This is a genomic window from Sorangium sp. So ce128, from assembly GCF_051525245.1.
Classification (GTDB): Bacteria; Myxococcota_A; Polyangia; order Polyangiales; family Polyangiaceae; genus Sorangium; species Sorangium cellulosum_B.
Genome location: NZ_CP150313.1, coordinates 9,482,468 through 9,501,103, shown reverse-complemented (window position 1 = coordinate 9,501,103; position 18,636 = coordinate 9,482,468). Strand labels below are relative to the sequence as shown.

At 70.9% G+C, this 18,636-nt stretch carries 12 protein-coding genes; 4 read left to right on the top strand and 8 right to left on the bottom strand.

The window, feature by feature from the left end; translation table 11 throughout:
* Positions 1 to 77: 77 nt before the first annotated feature.
* Genes WME82_RS36135 through WME82_RS36100 form a run of 8 tightly spaced genes read right to left on the bottom strand, consistent with a single transcriptional unit; the run spans position 78 to position 9,303 of the window.
* Positions 78 to 1,088: a UDP-glucuronic acid decarboxylase family protein gene (locus tag WME82_RS36135; protein WP_437741054.1), complete on the bottom strand. Its 1,011-nt coding sequence runs from the start codon at positions 1,086 to 1,088 to the stop codon at positions 78 to 80.
* Complete coding sequence (locus tag WME82_RS36130) at positions 1,085 to 2,248, bottom strand: CgeB family protein (protein WP_438039031.1); 1,164 nt, start codon at positions 2,246 to 2,248, stop codon at positions 1,085 to 1,087. Before WME82_RS36130 ends, WME82_RS36135 begins: the two co-directional genes overlap by 4 nt.
* Positions 2,245 to 3,378, bottom strand: a complete 1,134-nt coding sequence (locus WME82_RS36125; RefSeq protein WP_438039030.1) for a CgeB family protein — start codon at positions 3,376 to 3,378, stop codon at positions 2,245 to 2,247. Before WME82_RS36125 ends, WME82_RS36130 begins: the two co-directional genes overlap by 4 nt.
* Entirely contained in the window at positions 3,375 to 4,520 is a 1,146-nt protein-coding gene (locus tag WME82_RS36120) for a CgeB family protein (protein ID WP_438039029.1), read from the bottom strand. Before WME82_RS36120 ends, WME82_RS36125 begins: the two co-directional genes overlap by 4 nt.
* The gene (locus WME82_RS36115; protein WP_438039028.1) at positions 4,511 to 5,764 is read right to left on the bottom strand and encodes a glycosyltransferase family 4 protein; all 1,254 of its coding nucleotides are present in this window, start codon (positions 5,762 to 5,764) and stop codon (positions 4,511 to 4,513) included. Before WME82_RS36115 ends, WME82_RS36120 begins: the two co-directional genes overlap by 10 nt.
* Positions 5,757 to 7,058, bottom strand: coding sequence for a TIGR04295 family B12-binding domain-containing radical SAM protein (locus WME82_RS36110; RefSeq protein ID WP_438044963.1), 1,302 nt, complete (start codon positions 7,056 to 7,058; stop codon positions 5,757 to 5,759). The genes WME82_RS36115 and WME82_RS36110 overlap by 8 nt, the downstream gene beginning before the upstream one ends.
* The gene (locus tag WME82_RS36105) at positions 7,055 to 8,188 is read right to left on the bottom strand and encodes an SDR family NAD(P)-dependent oxidoreductase (protein ID WP_438039027.1); all 1,134 of its coding nucleotides are present in this window, start codon (positions 8,186 to 8,188) and stop codon (positions 7,055 to 7,057) included. The genes WME82_RS36110 and WME82_RS36105 overlap by 4 nt, the downstream gene beginning before the upstream one ends.
* Positions 8,185 to 9,303 carry an NAD-dependent epimerase/dehydratase family protein gene (locus WME82_RS36100; RefSeq protein WP_437741047.1) on the bottom strand — a complete coding sequence of 373 codons (1,119 nt, stop codon included), beginning with the start codon at positions 9,301 to 9,303 and terminating at the stop codon, positions 8,185 to 8,187. The genes WME82_RS36105 and WME82_RS36100 overlap by 4 nt, the downstream gene beginning before the upstream one ends.
* A 612-nt stretch (positions 9,304 to 9,915) precedes the next feature.
* Here WME82_RS36100 and WME82_RS36095 point away from each other — a divergent pair.
* The 4 genes from WME82_RS36095 (at position 9,916) to WME82_RS36080 (ending at position 18,591) form a co-directional block, all read left to right on the top strand.
* A complete protein-coding gene (locus WME82_RS36095; protein WP_438039026.1) occupies positions 9,916 to 10,272 on the top strand; it encodes an antibiotic biosynthesis monooxygenase family protein in 357 nt (118 codons plus the stop codon).
* Positions 10,273 to 10,347: 75 nt separating this feature from the next.
* Positions 10,348 to 11,751 (top strand): selenium-binding protein SBP56-related protein, encoded by a 1,404-nt coding sequence (locus tag WME82_RS36090; RefSeq protein WP_438039025.1) that lies wholly within the window; start codon positions 10,348 to 10,350, stop codon positions 11,749 to 11,751.
* A 6-nt stretch (positions 11,752 to 11,757) separates the two neighbouring features.
* The gene (locus WME82_RS36085) at positions 11,758 to 12,396 is read left to right on the top strand and encodes a hypothetical protein (protein ID WP_438039024.1); all 639 of its coding nucleotides are present in this window, start codon (positions 11,758 to 11,760) and stop codon (positions 12,394 to 12,396) included.
* A 174-nt stretch (positions 12,397 to 12,570) separates the two neighbouring features.
* Positions 12,571 to 18,591, top strand: coding sequence for an AAA family ATPase (locus WME82_RS36080; RefSeq protein ID WP_438039023.1), 6,021 nt, complete (start codon positions 12,571 to 12,573; stop codon positions 18,589 to 18,591).
* The last annotated feature ends 45 nt before the right edge of the window (positions 18,592 to 18,636 follow it).

Genomic DNA, 18,636 nt, shown 5'->3' with positions numbered 1-18,636 from the left:
ACGGCCCTGTGCGACAATCGGGCGTCAGAGAGCTGACGGTATCATGGGCGCCGCAGCGACTCTACGGTCGGCGCGGCTCAGCCGTTCGCCGCACGGGGCAACGGTGCGTCATCGTCCGACACCGGGAGCCCAGGTGCGCGATGGCCCAGCCCGAGCGCGCTCCGGAAACCCTCGATCGTGCGGCGCAGACCCGTGCGCAACGGCACCTTCGGCTCGAACCCGAGCACCCGCCGCGCGCGGTCGATCACCGGCTGCCGCTGCCTCGGATCGTCCTCGGGCAGCGGACGGAACACCACCCGACCCCGGCTCCCGGTCAGGTGGAGCACCTCCTCGGCGAGCTCGAGCACCGTGAACTCCTCGGGATTGCCCAGGTTCACCGGGCCCGTCTCGGCCGGGTGCTCCATCAGCCGGACGATCCCGTCGATGAGGTCCTCCACGTAGCAGAAGCTCCGTGTCTGGGAGCCATCGCCGTACACTGTGAGATCCTCACCCCGGAGCGCCTGCACGATGAAGTTCGACACCACCCGACCGTCATCGAGCGCCATCCGAGGACCGTACGTGTTGAAGATCCGCGCCAGGCGTACTTCGACCCCGCGACGGCGGTGGAAGTCCATCATCAGCGACTCGGCGCAGCGCTTCCCCTCGTCATAACAGGAGCGGATCCCGATCGGGTTCACCGCGCCCCGGTAGCCCTCCGGCTGCGGGTGGACCTCGGGATCGCCGTAGACCTCGCTGGTCGACGCCTGGAAGACCCGCGCCCCGCAGCCCTCGGCGAGCTCCAGCGCGTGGAGCGCGCCGAGCACGTTGACCATCGTGGTCCGGACCGGATCGCGCTGGTAATGCGGCGGGCTCGCCGGCGAGGCGAGGTTGTAGATGCGGTCGACCTCCCGCTCGTACGGCTGCATGACGTCGTGCTCCACCAGCCGGAAGCGCCGGTGAGAGAGGAGATGGGCGACGTTGTCCCGGGAGCCCGTCGAGAGATCGTCGAGCGCGACGACCTCGTGGCCCTCCCGGATCAGCCGATCACACAGGTGGGAGCCGACGAATCCGGCGCCCCCGGTCACCAGGATGCGGAGCGCTGCGCTCATGTCTCTCTGACCTCCTCTCCAGGTCGACTCCCCACGTCGACGTCATCGTCCCCGGTCTCCCGGGCGCTCCGGCGCTCCGGCGCGCCCTGCTCGTCGAGCAGCTCCCGGGTGTATCTCTCCAGCGCCTCGGCGCGGTGCGCCGCTGTGTGTCGGGCGAGCACGCGCTCGCGCGCCCGCTGGCCGATCGCGATCCGCTCCCGCTCGGGGAGCTCGCGGATCAGATGGAGGACCTCCTCCGGGGAGCGGGCGACCAGGATCTCCTTGCCCGGCTCGAAGAGCTCGTCGAGGCCCGGCCAGTCGTCGCTGATCACCGGCACGCCGCAGGCCGCCGCCTCGAAGAGGCGCACGCTCGGCGAGTACCCCGCCTCGATCATGTCCCGGCGGGTGACGTTGAGCGTGAAGCGCTGCGCGCCGTAAAAGCCGCGGTGCGCGCCCGGCGGGACGTGATCCGTGCGCTCGACGTTGGTGGGCCAGCCGATGTCCGCCGGGTACTGCGGGCCGGCGACCACGAAGCGACCGCGCCCCCAGCGGCGCGCCGGCGCGACCAGGAGCCGGTCCAGCGTGGGCTGGCGATCGGCGCTGTACGTGCCGAGGTAGCCGAGATCCCACCGGGGCGGCGCGCGCTCCGGGAAATACTCGTCCGGATCCACCGCGCAGTAGAGCGGTCGCGCGCGCTTCGCCCCGTGGCGGCGCTCGAGCCGCTCGAGCGTCGGGCCGCCGGTGAACGAGAGGTACAGGTCGTACCGCGGGATCAGCGCCGGAGACAGGTACGCGGCGCCGCCCCGCTCGATCTGCTTGAGCGTCACCGGCGTGTCGATGTCGTAGAACGCGGTCTTCCCGCGCGCCGTCTCCGTCACCCAGGCGCCGACCTCGGCGCCGTCGGGCACGTAGGACCCGACGACCACCAGGTCCGCGTCGCGCACCGCGCCCCCGAAGCGCGCGCGGAGATCGTCGAGACCCCGGTAGAGCTCGGTCCGGCCGTAGGGCGGGCTCGGGAGGTCGCGGTTCTCGGCGTAGAACGAGAGGTCCCGCTCCAGGAACAGCACGCTGTGCCCCCGCTGGGCCAGCCGCCTGAGCAGCCCGCGGTACGTCGTCGCGTGGCCGTTGCCCCACGACGAGGTGATCGACAGGCCCAGGAAGACGAAGGAGATGGGCTTCACGGCGGCGCGATCGCGGTGAGGGTTGCGCCGTCGGGGCGGGCCAGCAGGGCCTCGACCTGCCTCGCGCGCTCGGCGTAGGTGTGCCCCGCGAGCACGCGCTGCTTCGCCGCCCTGCCGATTGCGCGGGCCCGCTCGGGCGTGAGCGCCCGGAGGATCTCCACGACGTCGTCGCCGCTCCTGGCGACCAGCACCTCGCGCCCGGGCTCGAGGAAGAGCTCGATCCCCTCCCACGCGTCCGTGACGAGGCACGCGGCCGCGCCCGCGGCCTCGAAGACCCGGGTCGCCGGGGAGAAGCCGACCGACGCCATGCTGTCGCGGGCCACGTTCAGCACCGCGCGGGCGCTGGCGTTGAAGGCGTTGTGATCCGCCGTGTAGACGTGCCCGACGTACCGGACGTTCGGGGGCATCCCCTTGTCCTGCCAGCCGCTGCCGCCAAGGAGGAACCGGAGCCCGGGGAGCGCGGCCGCGGGCCGCAGGAAGAACTCCTCCACGCGCCGCTCCCGGTCCGGCAGGCGGTTGGCGAGCAGCGCAAAATCACAATGAAATCGAGGATCTGGCGCGACCTCGAAGTGGGTCTCGGGGTCGAGCGCGTTGTAGATCGGCGCGCAGCGCCGCGCGCCGAGCGCCTCGTAGCCGCGCACCACCGGGTCGCCGCCGCCGTAGGTGAAGACCAGGTTGAAGCGCGGGATCTGCGCGCGGAAGGGATCCGACGGCGCGGCGCGGACCCGCTCCAGCGTGGCCGGGGCGTCGACGTCCCAGAAGATCGTGGTGAGGCCCGGCCGATCGAGCGCGGCGACCTCGGCCTCGAGCAGCTCGTCGAAGACGCCGACGCCGCTGGCCTTGACGACAACGTCGGCGCTCCGGGCCTGCTCGACGAGCCGCCTGGGCTCCGCGGGGTCGGTGCCGGAGTAGACGACGACGCGGGCCCACGGCGGGTCCTCGATGTCGCGGTGCTTCTGGCGATCGTAGGCGTCCGGCTCGTGGAAGGTGATGCGGTGCCCTCGCGCCGCGAGGGCGCGGAGGATGCCGCGGTAGTAGGTGGCGGCTCCGTTCCAGTAGGCGGAGACGAGGCTCGATCCGAAGAAGGCGATGTCGAGCGATCGGCTCGGGGTCGGGCGTCGGTTCGTCATGACGTGGCTCGCTGGGGTGTGACGGCGGGCGCGGGGCGGTCGACCTCGACGCCGAGCTCGGCGGCGATGGCGAGGAGCTCGTCGACCCGGTGGGCGCACGTGTGGCGCGCGAGGATCGTCGCGCGCCCCCGCTCCGCCAGCTCGGTGGCCAGGGCGGGCTCGGCGAGGAGGGCCGCGAGGCGCCGCTTCATCTCGTCGCCGTCCCGGGCGACGAGGTAGTCGCGGCCGGGCGAGAACAGCCCCTCCGCGTCGCTCCACGGCGAGCAGACGAGCGGGATGGCGCAGGCCATGGCCTCGAACGGCCGGATGGTCGGGATCCCCGGGAGCGAGGCGACGTAGGGCCTCCTCGGGACGTGGACTGTCACCCTTGCCCGCGCGAACGCCTCGGGAGCGCGGTAGTTGGGGAGCCAGCCCCGGTGCTCGATCCCGGCCGCGTCGAGCGCGGCGCGGGCGTGGTCGGGGTAACGCACCCCGTGCACGCGGGCGGAGAGGCCGAGATCGCGCGCCGGGCCGATCAGGAACGCGTCGAGCTCGCGGGTGCGCTCCTCGTCGCCCCAGTTGCCGATCCACACGAGATCGCGCTCCGGCCGGGCCCCGCGGCGCGGGCGGAACACGCGGACGTCCGCTGCCTCGTGCCAGACGAAGGCCCGGCGGGCCCAGCGGCGCGCGAGGTAGAGGTCGCGGATCACCCGGCCGAAGGCGAGGACGCCGTCGTAGCGGGTGAGGTCGTAGCGGGCCATGGCCCCGGGATCCGTGACCGACCGGTGGTGTGTGTCGTGGAAGAGCAGCCGGTACGACGCGCGTGCCGCGCGTGTCCGATGCGCGCCGACGCGGGCGACCAGCTCGGGCTCGCTCCACTCGTGGACGATGACGAGCGAGGTGCCATCGAGCGCCTCGTCCAGGTCGAGCGAGGCAAGGTCGTACCGGATCGGATCGACGCGCGGGTAGACCTCCCTCACCTCGCGCAGGGGCGCCTCGCCGTGATCGGCGACGAGGTTCTGGAGGCTCCAGGCGTCCCTCGGCTCGAAGGCGCGGACCTCGTGCCCGCGCTCGGCGAGCTCGGTGACCACGCCGCGGAGGAAGTGCGCGTTCCCGTGGTTCCAGTCGGAGAGCAGGGAGTGGCAGAACAGGGCTATGCGCATGGCGCGCTCGCCTTCTTCAGGGGGGGCGCGGCCGCCATGCCCGAGGTTTCGCGCAGCTCGAGCCTCTCGGCCGCCCCGCGCGCCGGCGCGTGCTCCCCCCTCGACGGCGGGCGCTCTTCGCTGGGCCCGCGACCGAGGAGCTCGCCGTAGAGGCGCAGGTAGCCCCGGGCCATCCGCCGCGGCGAGAAGCCGAGGGCGCGGGCGCGGGCGCGCGTGGCCATCTCGCGCCGCGCGCCGGGCGCGTCGATGAGCGCCCGGAGCGCGCGCCGGAGGGCCTCCGTGTCGCCGGGATCCACGTAGAGGGCCGCGTCCTCCCAGACCTCGCGCAGGCTGGGGATGTCGCCCAGGACGAGGGCGCACCCGGAGAGCGCCGCCTCCAGGACCGACAGGCCGAACGGCTCGTAGCGGGCCGGGTGAGCGTAGATCGACGCGCGGCCGAGCGCGGCGGCGACGGCGGACGGCGAGAGCACGCCGAGGTGTCCGAGTGAGGGGAGGGGCGAGGGGAGGGGTAGCGCGCCCGCGCCCCCGCCGGGGCGGACGTCGCTCCCGGCCACCTGGATCGGCCAGGGCAGGTGAGGGGCCACCTCGCCGAGCGCCTCGATGTTCTTGGCCTGGTCCCAGAGCCGCCCGACCGCGAGGACGAGCTCCTCCTTGGGGCGCGGGGCGAACCGCGCGGGGTCGGCGGCGTTGGGGATCACCTCCGCCCGCGCGCCCCCGGGGAGCGGGCCGTGGTGGCGCAGGAGGGCGTCGAGCATCGCCCGGGTCGGGGCCACCACAGCCGACGCGGCGGCGAGCCCCCGGGCCACCTCGCGCCGGTAGCGATCGTACCGCGGCGGCGCCTCCCCGCCGAGGACCGCGGCCCACCAGGAGAGGACGCACGAGTGGGCCACAACGAGCTTCGGGGCGCGGAAGCCGAGGGCGCCGTGCGCATAGCCGTTCAGGTGGATGAGCGCCGGGCGGACGCGCTCCTCGAGCTCGAGGAGCCAGTCTCCGGCGCGCGCGACGTCGTCCCAGGGGTCCTCCATCCACTCGAGCCGGAAGGAGCTCTCGAAGACGGCGAGCCCGGGCACGCGGCCCGCGGCCTCGCGCTGGGGCGCGGAGAGCGGCCCCCCCAGGGTGGCGAGCGACGTCCGGACCCCGCGCGCCGCGAGCGCGCGCGCGAGCTCGATCGCGTAGGAGAAGACGCCCCCCACCGTGTCGGCGGTCATCAGGACGGAGCCGGGGGCGCGCGCGGCGTCAGCCATGGCCGGGGGGCGCGATCTCCAGCGCGGAGAGCGGGAGAGGGCGGCTGTCCTGGAGGTCGCTGAAGCGATCGAACCGATCGAGGTAGTGCGCGACCGAGCGCTCCCATGCCTCATCGTCGGGGGCGCCCCAGCGCATCGTGTACTCGGGCGAGCCCGGGTAAGGGAACATCGGCACCGGCTCGTTCGCCCACACGCCGTGCTGCCGGAGCCGCTCCCGGAAGGCGGTGACGTCCGCGGGATCGTCGGTCGGCGACTGGATCAGGTTCGCCTGGACGAAGGGGACGCTCTTCTTGGCGTGGATCAGGAGATCGCCGAGCTGCTCGGTCGAGAGCCTGCAGCGCTTGGCCAGGAGGCTCCTTCCCTCCCGGGTGATGCTCTCCACCCCTGCCTCGATCGAGACGCACCCCGCTCTCCCGAGCAGATCGAGCATCTCCCGGCTCCAGCTGTCGACGCGCATCTGGACGCCGAACGACACCGGGCGATCGACGAGCGCCTCGAGCAGCGGGCGATCCGGCAGGAAGATCTCGTCGATGAAATAGACGTAACGGACCCCCTGGGCGACGAGCCCGTCGAGCTCGTCGAGGAGCACCTCGAGGGGGCGCTTGCGGTAGCCGTCGCGGAAGTTGTCCTTCGCGCAGAAGGTGCAGTGGTAGGGGCACCCTCTCGACGCCTCGACCTCGGCGCCGGGGCCGATCGGCGTGGTGTCGAAGCGGTGGTGGTGGTGGGCGTGGCGCGCCACCGTGGCGTCGTCCCAGCGGAGGGCCGGCAGCCGGGTCATGTCCGACGCGCGCGGGCCGCCCTGCACGCGCGCCTCGTCGCCTTCCAGCCAGGCGATCGCGTCGATCTCGCCCCAGCGCGATCGCGGGCGATCGGCGAGCTCCACCAGCACGTCCTCGCACTCGCCCATCACCACGGCGTCGACCCCGAGCTTGCGCAGGGTGGCGCGGGGGGTGGTGGAGGCGTGGGGGCCCACCGCGAGCCGGAGCCCTGGCAGCCCGTGGAGCGCGCGGAGCGCCTGCTGCGGGACGCGGAGCTCGGGCGGGGCGCAGCGCCAGAAGAGGTAGCTCGGCGCGGTGGTCACCACGATCGCGTCGGCGCGGAGCGCGGCCACCTCGTCGCGGAGGGCGCCGTCGGCGAGGCCCCGGGCCTGGGCGTCGACGAGGGTCGCCTCGTGTCCCGCGGCCTCGAGCAGCGCCCTGGCGTAACCGTATTCGAGGGGCAGGTGAGGCTCGCGGCAGCCGAAATAGATGCTTCCCTCGAAGCTCCAGGCCGGGTTGACGAGCGCGAACCTCACCGGACGCCCCCCGCGCACGGCTCCTTCGCGGGCTGGCCGACGCCGGCGGCCTTCGCGGCGCCGGTCGCCTCCGTCATCTCCCGCAGCCAGCCGTGCAGCCTGCGCACCCCCTCGCGGACCCGGACGCGCGGCCACCACCCCGTGGCCGCGGAGAGCCGGCGGCAGTCGGAGACGTAGTACCGCTGATCGCCCGGCCGCCACCCCTCGAAGCCGATCAGGGGGCGCTTGCCGTCGAGCTCCTCGATGAGATCGAGCAGCTCGAGCAGGCTGAGGGTGTTCTCCGGGCCCCCGCCGACGTTGAACGCCGACGCCGAGATCTGCCGGATGTCCCTGCGGGCGAGGAGGAGCGCGTCGACGAGGTCGTCGATGAAGAGCACGTCCCGGACCTGCATCCCGTCGCCATAAAGGGTGATCGGCTCCCGCCGGAGCGCCTGGAGGAGGAAATGCGCGACCCACCCCTGGTCCTCGGTCCCGAACTGGCGAGGACCGTAGATACAGCTCATCCGGAACACCGCCGCGGGGAGCCCGAAGGTGCGGGCATAATCGATGACGTACTGGTCCGCCGCGCCCTTGGAGCAGCCGTAGGGGCTGTGGAAATCGAGCGGGCGGGCCTCGGAGACGCCGGAGGCCCGGAGCTCCGGATCCGCGGGCTCGTAGCGCCGGCCGCTGCACGAGAGCGGGACGTCGGGGAGGCCGCCGTACACCTTGTTGGTGGACGTGAGCAGGAGCGGCGGCGGGGCGCTCTCGGCGCGGATCGCCTCGAGCACATTGAGCGTCCCGCGGGCGTTGATCTCGAAGTCTTCCACGGGCTGGACGAGGCTCGTCGTCACGGCCACCTGGGCGGCGAAGTGGAAGACGCTGGAGGCGCGCCGGACGGCGGCCGCGACCGCGCGGGCGTCCCTCACGTCGCCGGTGATCAGCGTGACGCGGTCGCCGTGGGTGCGCCTCAACCACTCGACGTTGCGCGCCACCGAGGGGCGGGAGAGGTTGTCGAAGAGGATCACCGTCTCTCCCGCCTGGAGCAGGCGGTGGGCCAGGTTGGCCCCGATGAAGCCGGCGCCGCCGGTGATCAGCGCCGGGCGCCCCTGCGCTGCGGTCGCGCCGCCCGGGCCATCCGCCGCGGCGCTCATACCGTCAGCCCCCTGGATTCCAGCTCGGCGCGGGCCTGGGCGACAGCGTCCTTCGCCACCTGCCCCTCGAGCCAGTCGGCGAGATCGCGGAGCCCCTCCTCGAGCGAGACCCGGGGCGCATACCCGATCTTCTGCTGCGCCGCGCCGATGTCGGCGAAGCAGTGCCGGACGTCGCCCAGCCGGGATTTCCCGACGATCTCGGGCTCGATACCGCTCTTCCCCATCACCTCGCGGACGCGCTCGGCGACCTCGCGCACGGTGTACGACCGCCCGCTGCCGATGTTGAGCACCTGGCCCACCGCGGCGTCGGCGCCGAGGGCCCGGACGCAGGCGCGGGCGACGTCGGTGACGCTCACGAGATCGCGCCGCTGCAGCCCGTCCTCGAAGATCACGGGCGGACGGTCGTTGAGGAGCCTCGCGGCGAAGATGGCGAGGACGCCGGTGTACGGGTTGGAGAGGGCCTGGCGGCGGCCGTAGACGTTGAAGAAGCGGAGGGCGACGGTCGGGATCTGGTACGCGCGCCCGATCATCAGGCAGAGCCGCTCCTGGTCGTACTTGGAGAGCGCATAGACCGACTCGAGCGACGGGGGCTTGGACTCGGGCGTCGGGATGGGCACGAGCGCCTCGCCCGCCTCGCTCCGGACCTCCCAGTCGCCGCGCTTGAGCTGCTCGAGCGGCCGGCTCGCGCCGGGGACCACCGCGCCGGAGGCCGCCCGGTAGAGCCCCTCGCCATACACGCTCATGCTGGAGGCGACGAGCAGCCTCGAGACCGGCTTCGCGGCGAGCTCCTCGAGGAGCACGGCGGTGCCGACGTTGTTGATCGAGGTGTACTCCGCGATCTTGTACATGCTCTGTCCGACACCGACCGCGGACGCGAAGTGGACAACCGCGTCCACGCCGCGGAGCGCCGATTTCACCGCGTCCCGGTCGCGGACATCGCCGACGATGAGCTCGACCTCCGGGTCGAGGTAGGCCGGGCGGCCGCGGTCGGGGCCGTGCACCTGAGGGACCAGGCTGTCGAGCGCCCGGACGCGGACCCCCTGGCGCAGGAGCTCGTCGGCCACATGAGATCCGATGAACCCCGCTCCACCGGTGATGAGGACGTGACTCGTCATATCCCTCTGGTTCGATGATCAGCGCGCGGCGGAGGCGCCGCGAGCCCGGGCGGAACAGGCGAAGCGAGCGAAGCCAGATGAGGCCGGGGGACGAGCTTTCCTTGTGATGACATCGTGCTCCGGCGGATCGCTGCGCGTCGTGTTCGGCTCCGTTCGTTGCAAACAGGGCATGATCGTTGCCCCGGACGCCATCCGAGTACCATGCGACTCACGATCACGCAACACGGTTTGTGAGGTATTCAACAAGGGCCCGCTCCGTGCGATTTTCCGTGCTCCGCTGAGGAATGCTCGAGTCTGGCGAGCCCATAAGGGCTTTCCCGTCTGTCTTCCGGGCCAGTCTGTACCGTTCGAGTGCGAGAGATCCGCTGACGTCGGAGCGGTTAGGGTGAATCCGTAGCGATGGTTCTGATCGGTTGCGTGTCGCCAGCGGCATTGCGTTGAGCTCCGAGGGATTCTCAGGCATTCTGCCGGCGTGCGAGCGGCGCCAGCGCGGGAGCGCGCGAGCGGCGCCAGCGCCGCGCGGCCCCGGCCGGGCACAGGCGCTGCCAAGCTTGCCGCCGCCCGCAGGCCTCCCGTACGATCGAGAAGCAAGAAGCAAGAAGGAGAGGAGCGATGATCGTCGTTACCAACCGCATCCCCGTCGCCGAGGGCCACGAGGCCGATTTCGAGGATCGCTTCAAGAACAGGGTCCACCTGGTCGATCAGGCGCCCGGCTTCATCCGGAACGAGGTCCACAGGCCGAAGCCGATGAAGCTGGACCACGCGACCGGCGCGTGGAGCCTGGACCCGGACGCGCAGGGGTTCTACGAGGTGAAGACCTGGTGGCGGTCCATGGACGATTTCATCGCCTGGACGAGGAGCCCCGCGTTCGCGGAGGCGCACCGGAACCGCGCGCCGAAGGAGATGTTCGCGGGCCCGAGCAAGCTCGATATCCACGAGGTGTTCCTCAGCACCGATCTGCCGGGGTAGGCTCGGAGCGCGCCGGTCCTCGCCGGCGGCGCCTGGAACAACACGCGAACGCCCAGAACCAAGGAGACGCAGCGCATGCGGTTTCGTCCGGATCCCACCTTTTACCCGTCGCCGCGTCTGGCGATGGAGGCGCCGCCCGAGCGGCTGGCCTACGTGACCGCGCTCGACGCGGGCGCCGCGCTGAAGCGCCCGGGCGAGCTGCGCCATGACGCGCTCACGGTCGTCGATCTCGATCCGAGGTCGCCGGCGTATGGCACCCTGGTCTCGGTCAACGAGCTGCCGACCTACGGCGACGAGCTGCACCATTCCGGCTGGAACGCGTGCAGCGCCGCCCTGTGCCCCTACGCGCCGCACCCCCACGTCGAGCGCCGCTTCCTCCTGCTCCCGGCGCTCCGCTCATCGAACATCTTCGTCTTCGACGTCAAGCCGGACCCGCGCCGCCCCGAGCTCGTCCACACGGTGCGCGCCGAGGAGATCGCGAAGCGGGCCGGCTACTCTCGCCCGCACACGCTGCACTGCGGCCCCGACGGCATCTACGTGAGCGCGCTCGGCGGCCCTGACGGCGACGGGCCCGGGGGCATCTTCGTGCTCGACTGCGAGAGCTTCGATGTGCTCGGCCGATGGGAGATCGATCGCGGGCCGCAGTTCCTCCACTACGACTTCTGGTGGCACCTCGGCCACGACACCCTCCTCACGAGCGAGTGGGGGACGCCGAAGATGATCGAGGACGGCGTGAATCCGGAGCTCCTGCTCGGCAAGAAGTACGGTCACCGCGTTCATGTATGGGACCTGCGGAAGCGCAAGCACCTCCAGGCGCTGGATCTGGGCGATGAGCACCAGATGGCGCTGGAGCTCCGCCCCGCCCACGACCCGACCAAGGCCTATGGCTTCGTCGGCGTCGTCGTGAGCGTCAAGGATCTCTCCGCCTCGATCTGGCTCTGGCATCGCGACGGCGACCGGTGGGCGATCCGCAAGGTGATCGAGGTGCCGGCCGAGCCCGCGGATCCCGACCTCTTGCCGCCGCTGCTCAAGGGCTTCAAGGCGGTGCCGCCGCTGATCACCGACATCAACCTCTCCCTCGACGACCGGTTCCTCTACGTGTCTTGCTGGGGCACGGGCGAGCTCCGCCAGTACGATGTATCGGACCCGTTCCACCCGAAGCTGGTTGGCTCGGTGCACCTCGGCGGCATCGTGCGACGGGCGGCGCATCCCCGCTCCGGGCCGCTGCGGGGCGGGCCGCAGATGGTCGAGGTGAGCCGCGACGGCCGGCGCGTTTACTTCACCAACTCGCTGTATGCGTCGTGGGACGAGCAGTTCTATCCCGAGGGCGTCGGCGGCTGGATGGCCAAGGTCGATGTGGCGGCGGGCGGGGGCCTCTCGGTCGATCCCGAGTTCTTCGTCGATTTCGGCCCGCTGCGCCCTCACCAGGTGCGGCTCGAGGGGGGCGACGCGTCGTCCGACTCGTTCTGCTATCCCTAGCCGGCCATGATGCCCTGGCTCACGCTGGCGCTCCTCGGCGCCTATCACGGCATCAACCCTGGCATGGGCTGGCTGTTCGCGGTCGCCCTGGGCCTGCAGGAGAAGAGCAGCGGCGCGGTGCGGCGGGCGCTCGTCCCGATCGCGCTCGGCCACGCGGCGTCGATCGGCCTCACGGTCGCGCTGCTCGGGATCGGGCTCGCGAGCGTCCCCGCCGCGGCGCTGCGGTGGCTCACGGCGGCCGCGCTTGTCGCGTTCGGCGTGCTCAAGCTGGTGAGGCCGCGCCACCCGAGGTGGGTCGGGATGCGCGTCGGCTTCCTCGACCTGACCTGGTGGTCCTTCCTGATGGCCACCGCGCACGGCGCGGGGCTCATGCTGCTCCCGGTCTTCCTGCTCGGCGCTGACAACCCCGCTCCGTGCCACGGCGGTGGGTGTCATAACGCGGCTGGCCTGTCGCTCGCGAGCCCGCTGGGCTACCTCGCCGCCGTCCTCGTCCACACGGCCGCCATGATGGCGGCGGCGGCCGCGGTCGCGCTCGTTGTCTATCACAAGCTCGGCGTCGCCATCCTTCGCACCGCCTGGTTCAACCTCGATCGGGCCTGGGCCGTCGCGCTCATCGGAGCCGGCGTCATCGCGGCGCTGCTCTGACGGGCGACCGGGCGACAGCCTGGTTCCCGAGCTCGCCCGCACCCACCTCGACACCCCGACAGTCGACGGCGGCCCGCCTGCGCATCTCTGCGCGATGTGCAAACGTGCCCGATAACTCTATGAATTTGGCGCGCATCGCGCTGACCCAGCCCGATCGTCGTCAAAGGCTCTCGCATGGCCAGGGATTCACATTATGTCAAGCTCGAGCTTCTCCACGAAGGGGCAGATACCCTCGTCTTTCGAGCGCGTCGGGAAGAAGACGACCGGCCGGTAGTGCTCAAGGTCCTGCGACGCGACCACGCCGACCCCCGCGCTCTCGGGCGCCTCCTCCACGAGTACGAAATCGCCAGCGCGATCGACACTCCGGCCGTCGTCAAGCCGTACGCGATCGACGCGCTCCACGGCCAGTCTGCGCTGATCCTGGAGGATTTCGGGGGCCGCCCGCTCGATCAACCCCTCGACGAGCCGATGCCGCTCGAGCGCTTCTTCCCCCTCGCCCTCCGCATTGCCGCGGCGCTCGCCGAGCTGCATCGGCATCACCTCATCCACAAGGACATCAAGCCTCAAAACCTGCTTTACAACCCGGATACCGGCGAGGTCAGGATCACCGATCTCGGGATCGCCTCCCGAGCGCCTCGCGAATCCCAGAACCTCACCCACGCCGGTCTCATCGAGGGGACGCTGGCCTATATGGCCCCGGAGCAGACGGGCCGGATGAACCGCTGGATTGACCAGCGGACCGACCTGTACTCCCTCGGGGTCACGTTCTACCAGATGCTCACGGGCCGCCTGCCCTTCGATGCGCGCGATCCCCTGGAATGGGTGCATTGCCATATCGCCCGGACGCCGCTCCCGCCCCACGTGATCCTGCCCTCCGTCCCCCCGCCGCTGTCCGCCGTCGTGCTCAAGCTGCTGGCCAAGGCCGCCGAGGAGCGTTACCAGAGCGCGCTCGGCCTGCGCCACGACCTGGAGGCGTGCTTCGCAGCGTGGCGGGCCACCGGCACCATCAAAGCCTTTGCGCTCGGGCAGCGTGACCTCTCCGACCGCTTCCAGGTCCCGCAGCGGCTCTATGGGCGCGAGCGCGAGGTCGAGGCGCTGCGCGCCGCCTTCGAGAGGGTGGTGGCGCAGGGCCGGACGGAGCTCGTGCTCGTGTCGGGGTACTCGGGCATCGGCAAAACCTCGCTCGTCGCCGAGCTGCACAGCCCGGTGGTGCGGGAGCGGGGGTGTTTCCTCTCCGGCAAATGCGATCAGTACAACAGGAACATCCCCTACCTTCCTTTCCTACAGGCGTTCCGGGGTCTGTTGCAGGAGATCCTCTCCGCCAGCGAGGAGCGGGTCGACCGCTTGCGGCAGCGTCTCCGGGAGGCCCTTGGCGCGAACGGTCGGCTGCTCGCCGACGTGCTGCCCGAGATCGAGCAGCTCGTGGGCCCGCAAGGGCCCATGCCCGAGCTTCCGGCGACCGAAGCCCAGAGCCGGCTGCTCGCGACAATCCAGCGCTTCGTCGCGGCGACCGCCCAGAAAGAGCACCCCGTGGTGCTCTTCCTCGACGATCTTCAATGGGCTGACGCGGCCAGCTTGAAGCTCGTCGAGCAGCTCGTGACGTGCACCGAGGCCGCGCACCTGCTCGTGCTCGGCGCCTACCGCGACAACGAGGCCGCCCCCGCGCACCCGCTCCAGCGCATGCTGGCCGAGGCGAAGAAGCGCGGCGCCGCCGTCTCCGATGTCGTCCTCGCGCCGCTCTCGGGGGCCGATGTTGGAGCGCTCGTGGCCGAGGCGGTCCACGCCAGCGCGGCGCAGGCCGAGCCACTCGCGCGGCTGGTCTACGAGAAGACAGGTGGCAACCCGTTCTTCGTGCTCCAGTTCTTGATCGCGATCCATCAAGAGGGGCTCATCACCCTCGACGCGGAGGCGGGCGCATGGCGGTGGGACATCGCCGCGATCCGCGACAAGGGCTTCACCGACAACGTCGTCGAGCTGATGACGGAGAAGCTAAGGCGGCTCCCGGTCCTGGCGCTGGACGCGCTCAAGCTCGCCGCGTGTCTGGGCAGCCGCCTGGACCTCGACACCCTCGCGGTGGTCGCGAAGCGGCCGGCGGCAGAGCTCCGCGAGGCGCTCGAAGAGGCCGCGCAGGAGGGGTTGATCGTCGGGCAGGGCGGGACCTACAGGTTCCTCCACGATCGGGTGCAGCAAGCCGCCTACGCGTTGATCCCGGCCGGACGGCGCGCCCTGGTGCACCTGGGGATTGGCCGGCTGCTCTTGAAGCGACAGCGCGCGGAAGAGCGTGAGGACATGATCTTCGACGTCATAGGGCACCTCAACCGCGGCGCGACGCTCGTCCGTTCCCGGGCGGAGAGGGAAGAGCTCGCCGCGTTGAACCTCCGCGCCGGCAGGAAGGCCAAGGCCGCGGCGGCGTTCCACGGCGCGGCCGACCACTTCGCCGCGGGCATGGCGTTGCTCGCGCCGGACCACTGGGAGACGCAATACGAGCTGAGCTACGACCTGACCTTCGAGCGCGCATACGCCGCGTACGTCACGGGCAGCTTCGAAGACGCCGAGCCGCTGTTCGAAGAGCTCCTAGCTCGGGCGCGGACCGAGCTCGAGAGGGCCGCGGTCGTCGAGCTCGCGGTCGGCTTCCACGTGACCCGCAGGCAGAGCGTCCGCGCGCTGGAGCTCGGGCTCCGGTGCCTCCGCGCCTTCGGCATCGATTTGCCGATCCATCCCACCGACGCCCAGGTCGAAGAAGACACCGAGCGCGTGTGGCAGGCGCTGGGGGACAGGGCGATCGAGGATCTGATCCGCCTGCCCCCCATGACACACCCGGAGATCAAGGTCGTGATGGGTGTCCTGCGAGGTGTGGCCCTCGCCGCTTATTTCGTGGATCCGAACCTGATGTACCTCGTCAATGTGCGCAAGATCGAGCTCAGCCTGCGCCACGGCAACGCCGAGAGCTCCGCCCACGCGTACAGCACCTTCGCGGTCGAGATCGGCCGGAGGTACTGGAGATACAAGGAGGCTTTCCGCTTCGGCGAGCTCGCCTGCGGCCTGGCGGACGGGAGCAGCCTCCTCACGAAGTCCTACGTGTTTACCATATTCGGTCATCACCTGAGCTTCTGGCGGCGGCACTACCGGGAGGCATCCTCTTACTCCCGTATCGGCTTCGATGCCGCGATCGAGTCCGGCGATCTGCATCTGGCATGCAGCAACTGCCAGTTCTCCCCGCTGTTCCCGCTCTCCTGCGGCGAGCCTCTCGAGGACGTCCTTCATGAGGTCGAAGATCGACTTGGCTTCGTGCGCAGAGCCCGTCATGCGTTCTCTCATGACATTCTCCTCGGTATTCATTGCCTGATCCAGACGCTGCGAGGGAGGCCAGCCGGCCTCTCGATGCTGGATGGATCGGTCCTGGATCAGGCAGCCTTCGAGGCGCGGCTGGATCCCAAAGATCTGGAGGGGGCTCACTGCTTCTACTATATATTGAAAGCACAGGCGTCGTTCGTGCTCGGCCACCCCAGGGACGCGGTCGCGGCGACGGCCATCGCGAGCGCCGAGCAAGCCTGGCGGTTCGAGATGGGGCCCTTGATCGTCGAGTTCGTCTTCTATCGGACGCTCGCGCTCGCCGCCGCCTGCGACGAGCCGCCGCCGCGGGAGCTCCCCGAGGGCCTCCTCGCGGGCGAGAGGCAGCTCGGCGTCTGGGCGGACAACTGCCCCGAGAACTTCGTCCACAAGCACGCCCTGGTGGGCGCCGAGATCGCTCGGCTCCTGGGGCACGAATCCGAGGCGAGTCGGCTCTACGAGCAAGCCATCTCGTCGGCGCGGGAGCACGGGTTCGTCCAGCACGAGGCCATCGCGTGCGAGCTCGCCGCGGGGTTCTCCCGCGCGCGCGGCCTTCCCATCGCCGCCGACGCCTACCTGCAGATGGCCCGCGCCGGCTACTTCCGCTGGGGCGCCCATGCCAAGGTGGAGCAGCTCGACCAGCGCTACCCCCACCTCGTGGAGCGCAAGCCCATCGCCCCCACCGTGACCTTCGCGCTGCGGGCCGAGCAGTTCGACGTCCTGGCGGTGGTCAAGGCCTCTCAGAGCATCTCCGGGGAGCTCAAGCTACCGCGCCTGCTCGAGACCTTGCTGCGCGTCGTGGTCGAGCACGCAGGCGCCGACGATGGGGTTGTGCTCCTCGTCCGGGGCGAGCGCCTGTCGACCGCGGCCGCGATCGAGGCGAGCGGGGGGACGGCGCGATCGCTCGGTCTGGGCGAGGCGTCGACGGCGGCGCTCCCGCGATCGATCCTCAACTATGTTCGCCGGAGCCGCGAGCGCGTGCTGCTCGACGACGCCACCGCCCCTCACCCGTTCCTCGAGGACGAGTACTTCGCGCGCAGGCGCCCGAGATCGTTGCTATGCCTCCCCATCGCGCGCCAGACCCGGCTGCTCGGCGTCCTCTACCTGGAGAACAGCCTGGTCACCGGGGCGTTCACCCCCGGGCGGCTCAACGTGCTCGAGCTGCTCGCCTCGCAGACGGCGATCTCGCTGGAGAACGCCATGCTCTACTCCGATCTCGAGGAGGAGAACTCCGAACGGCGGCGGGCGGAGCAGGAGCTCAAGGCCAATCAAGAGATCCTCCAGGGCATCGTCGACAACTCGGCGGCGGCGATCTACCTCAAGGACCACGAGGGCCGCTTCCTGCTCGCCAATCGGCGCGTGTGCGACCTGTTTCGCGTGCCGAGCGAGCAGCTCCTCGGGAAGACCGACGCGGAGATCGTTCCCGGTCCGATCGCGGAGACCCTTCGTGACCACGACCGGAAGGTGCTCGAGGTGGGAACTCCCATGGAATGGGAGGAGGAGGTGCCGCTCTCCGATGGGCCGCGCACCTTCCTGTCGGTCAAATTTCCTCTCGGTGGAGGCGCCGCGCCGCGCGCGCTCTGCGGCATCTCCACCGACATCACCGAGCGCAAGCAGGCCGAGCGGGCCCTGCGCTTTCTGGCCGAGGCGAGCCGCAAGCTGATGGCGCTGGGCTACGACGCCACGCTCGAAAGCGTGGCCGCTCTCGCGGTGCCCGAGCTCTCCGATCACTGCATCGTCAGCGTGCTCTCCGAGGACGGCGCGGTCTTCGGCACCGCCGCCGCAGGGGTGCGCCTCGAAGGGGGAGAGATCGAGGCGCTGCGTCAGGCGCTGACGTCCCCCGCGGCGGCGACGCCGACCGGGCCTGAGATCGTGGACGCCCGCGCCCTGCCCCTCATGCCGCAGCGCGGCGTCCACGCCTACCTTCGCGTTCCGCTCCGCGCGCGCGATCGATCCCTCGGGGTCATGTTCCTGCTCGCGACCGCGCCGCAGCGTCGTTATGGGCCCGCCGACCTGGCGCTGGCCGAGGAGCTGGGGCGCCGTGCCGGCCTCGCGCTCGACAACGCCAGGCTGTACGCGTTGGCCCAGGAGGCGATCGGGCGGCGAGACGAATTCCTCACGATCGCCTCTCATGAGCTCAAGACCCCGCTCACGTCGCTGCAAATGCAGATTCAGAGGATCGAGCGGCTCGTGCGCCGCGACCCGTCCGCGCACCTCAACCCTGCGCGGATCGAGGCCATGCTCCACGTCCTCCGTCGGCAGAGCGCGCGGCTCGGGAATCTGGTGAACGAGCTGCTCGATGTCTCGAGGCTGAACGCCGGACGACTGACGCTCGCGTGCGAGCCGATCGAGCTCTCCCGCCTGACCCGTGAGATCGTCGAGCGGGTGGCGCCGCAGCTCGCGGCGGCCGGCTGCCGGGCAGAGCTCGACATGGACGAGCCGGTGGTCGGGTTCTGGGACAGGCCCCGCCTGGAGCAGGTCCTGCTCAACCTCCTGTCGAACGCGATGAAGTACGGCATGCATCAGCCCATTCACGTGGGCGTGCGCAGGCAGGGGGACTCGGCGTTGATCATCGTCCGTGATCAGGGGATCGGGATAGCAGAGGAGGATCAGGCCAGGATCTTCAATCGCTTCGAGCGCGCGGTGTCGGTGCGGAATTTCGGCGGTCTCGGCCTCGGCCTTTATCTGGTGCGCTGGATCGTGGCGTCGCATGGCGGGACCGTCCGGGTGGAGAGCAAACCCAACGCTGGAGCGACGTTCGTCGTGGAGCTCCCCTTGCGTTCCCCGGCGGTGGGCAATCAGGACGAGACGCCACGCCACAGGGCTGACGACGACGGCCTGGAACGCAGCCCAGGAAACGCTTGAACGCGAGCCGCCTCGTGTACTACGAGGCCGGCCGGGCGCGCTCAT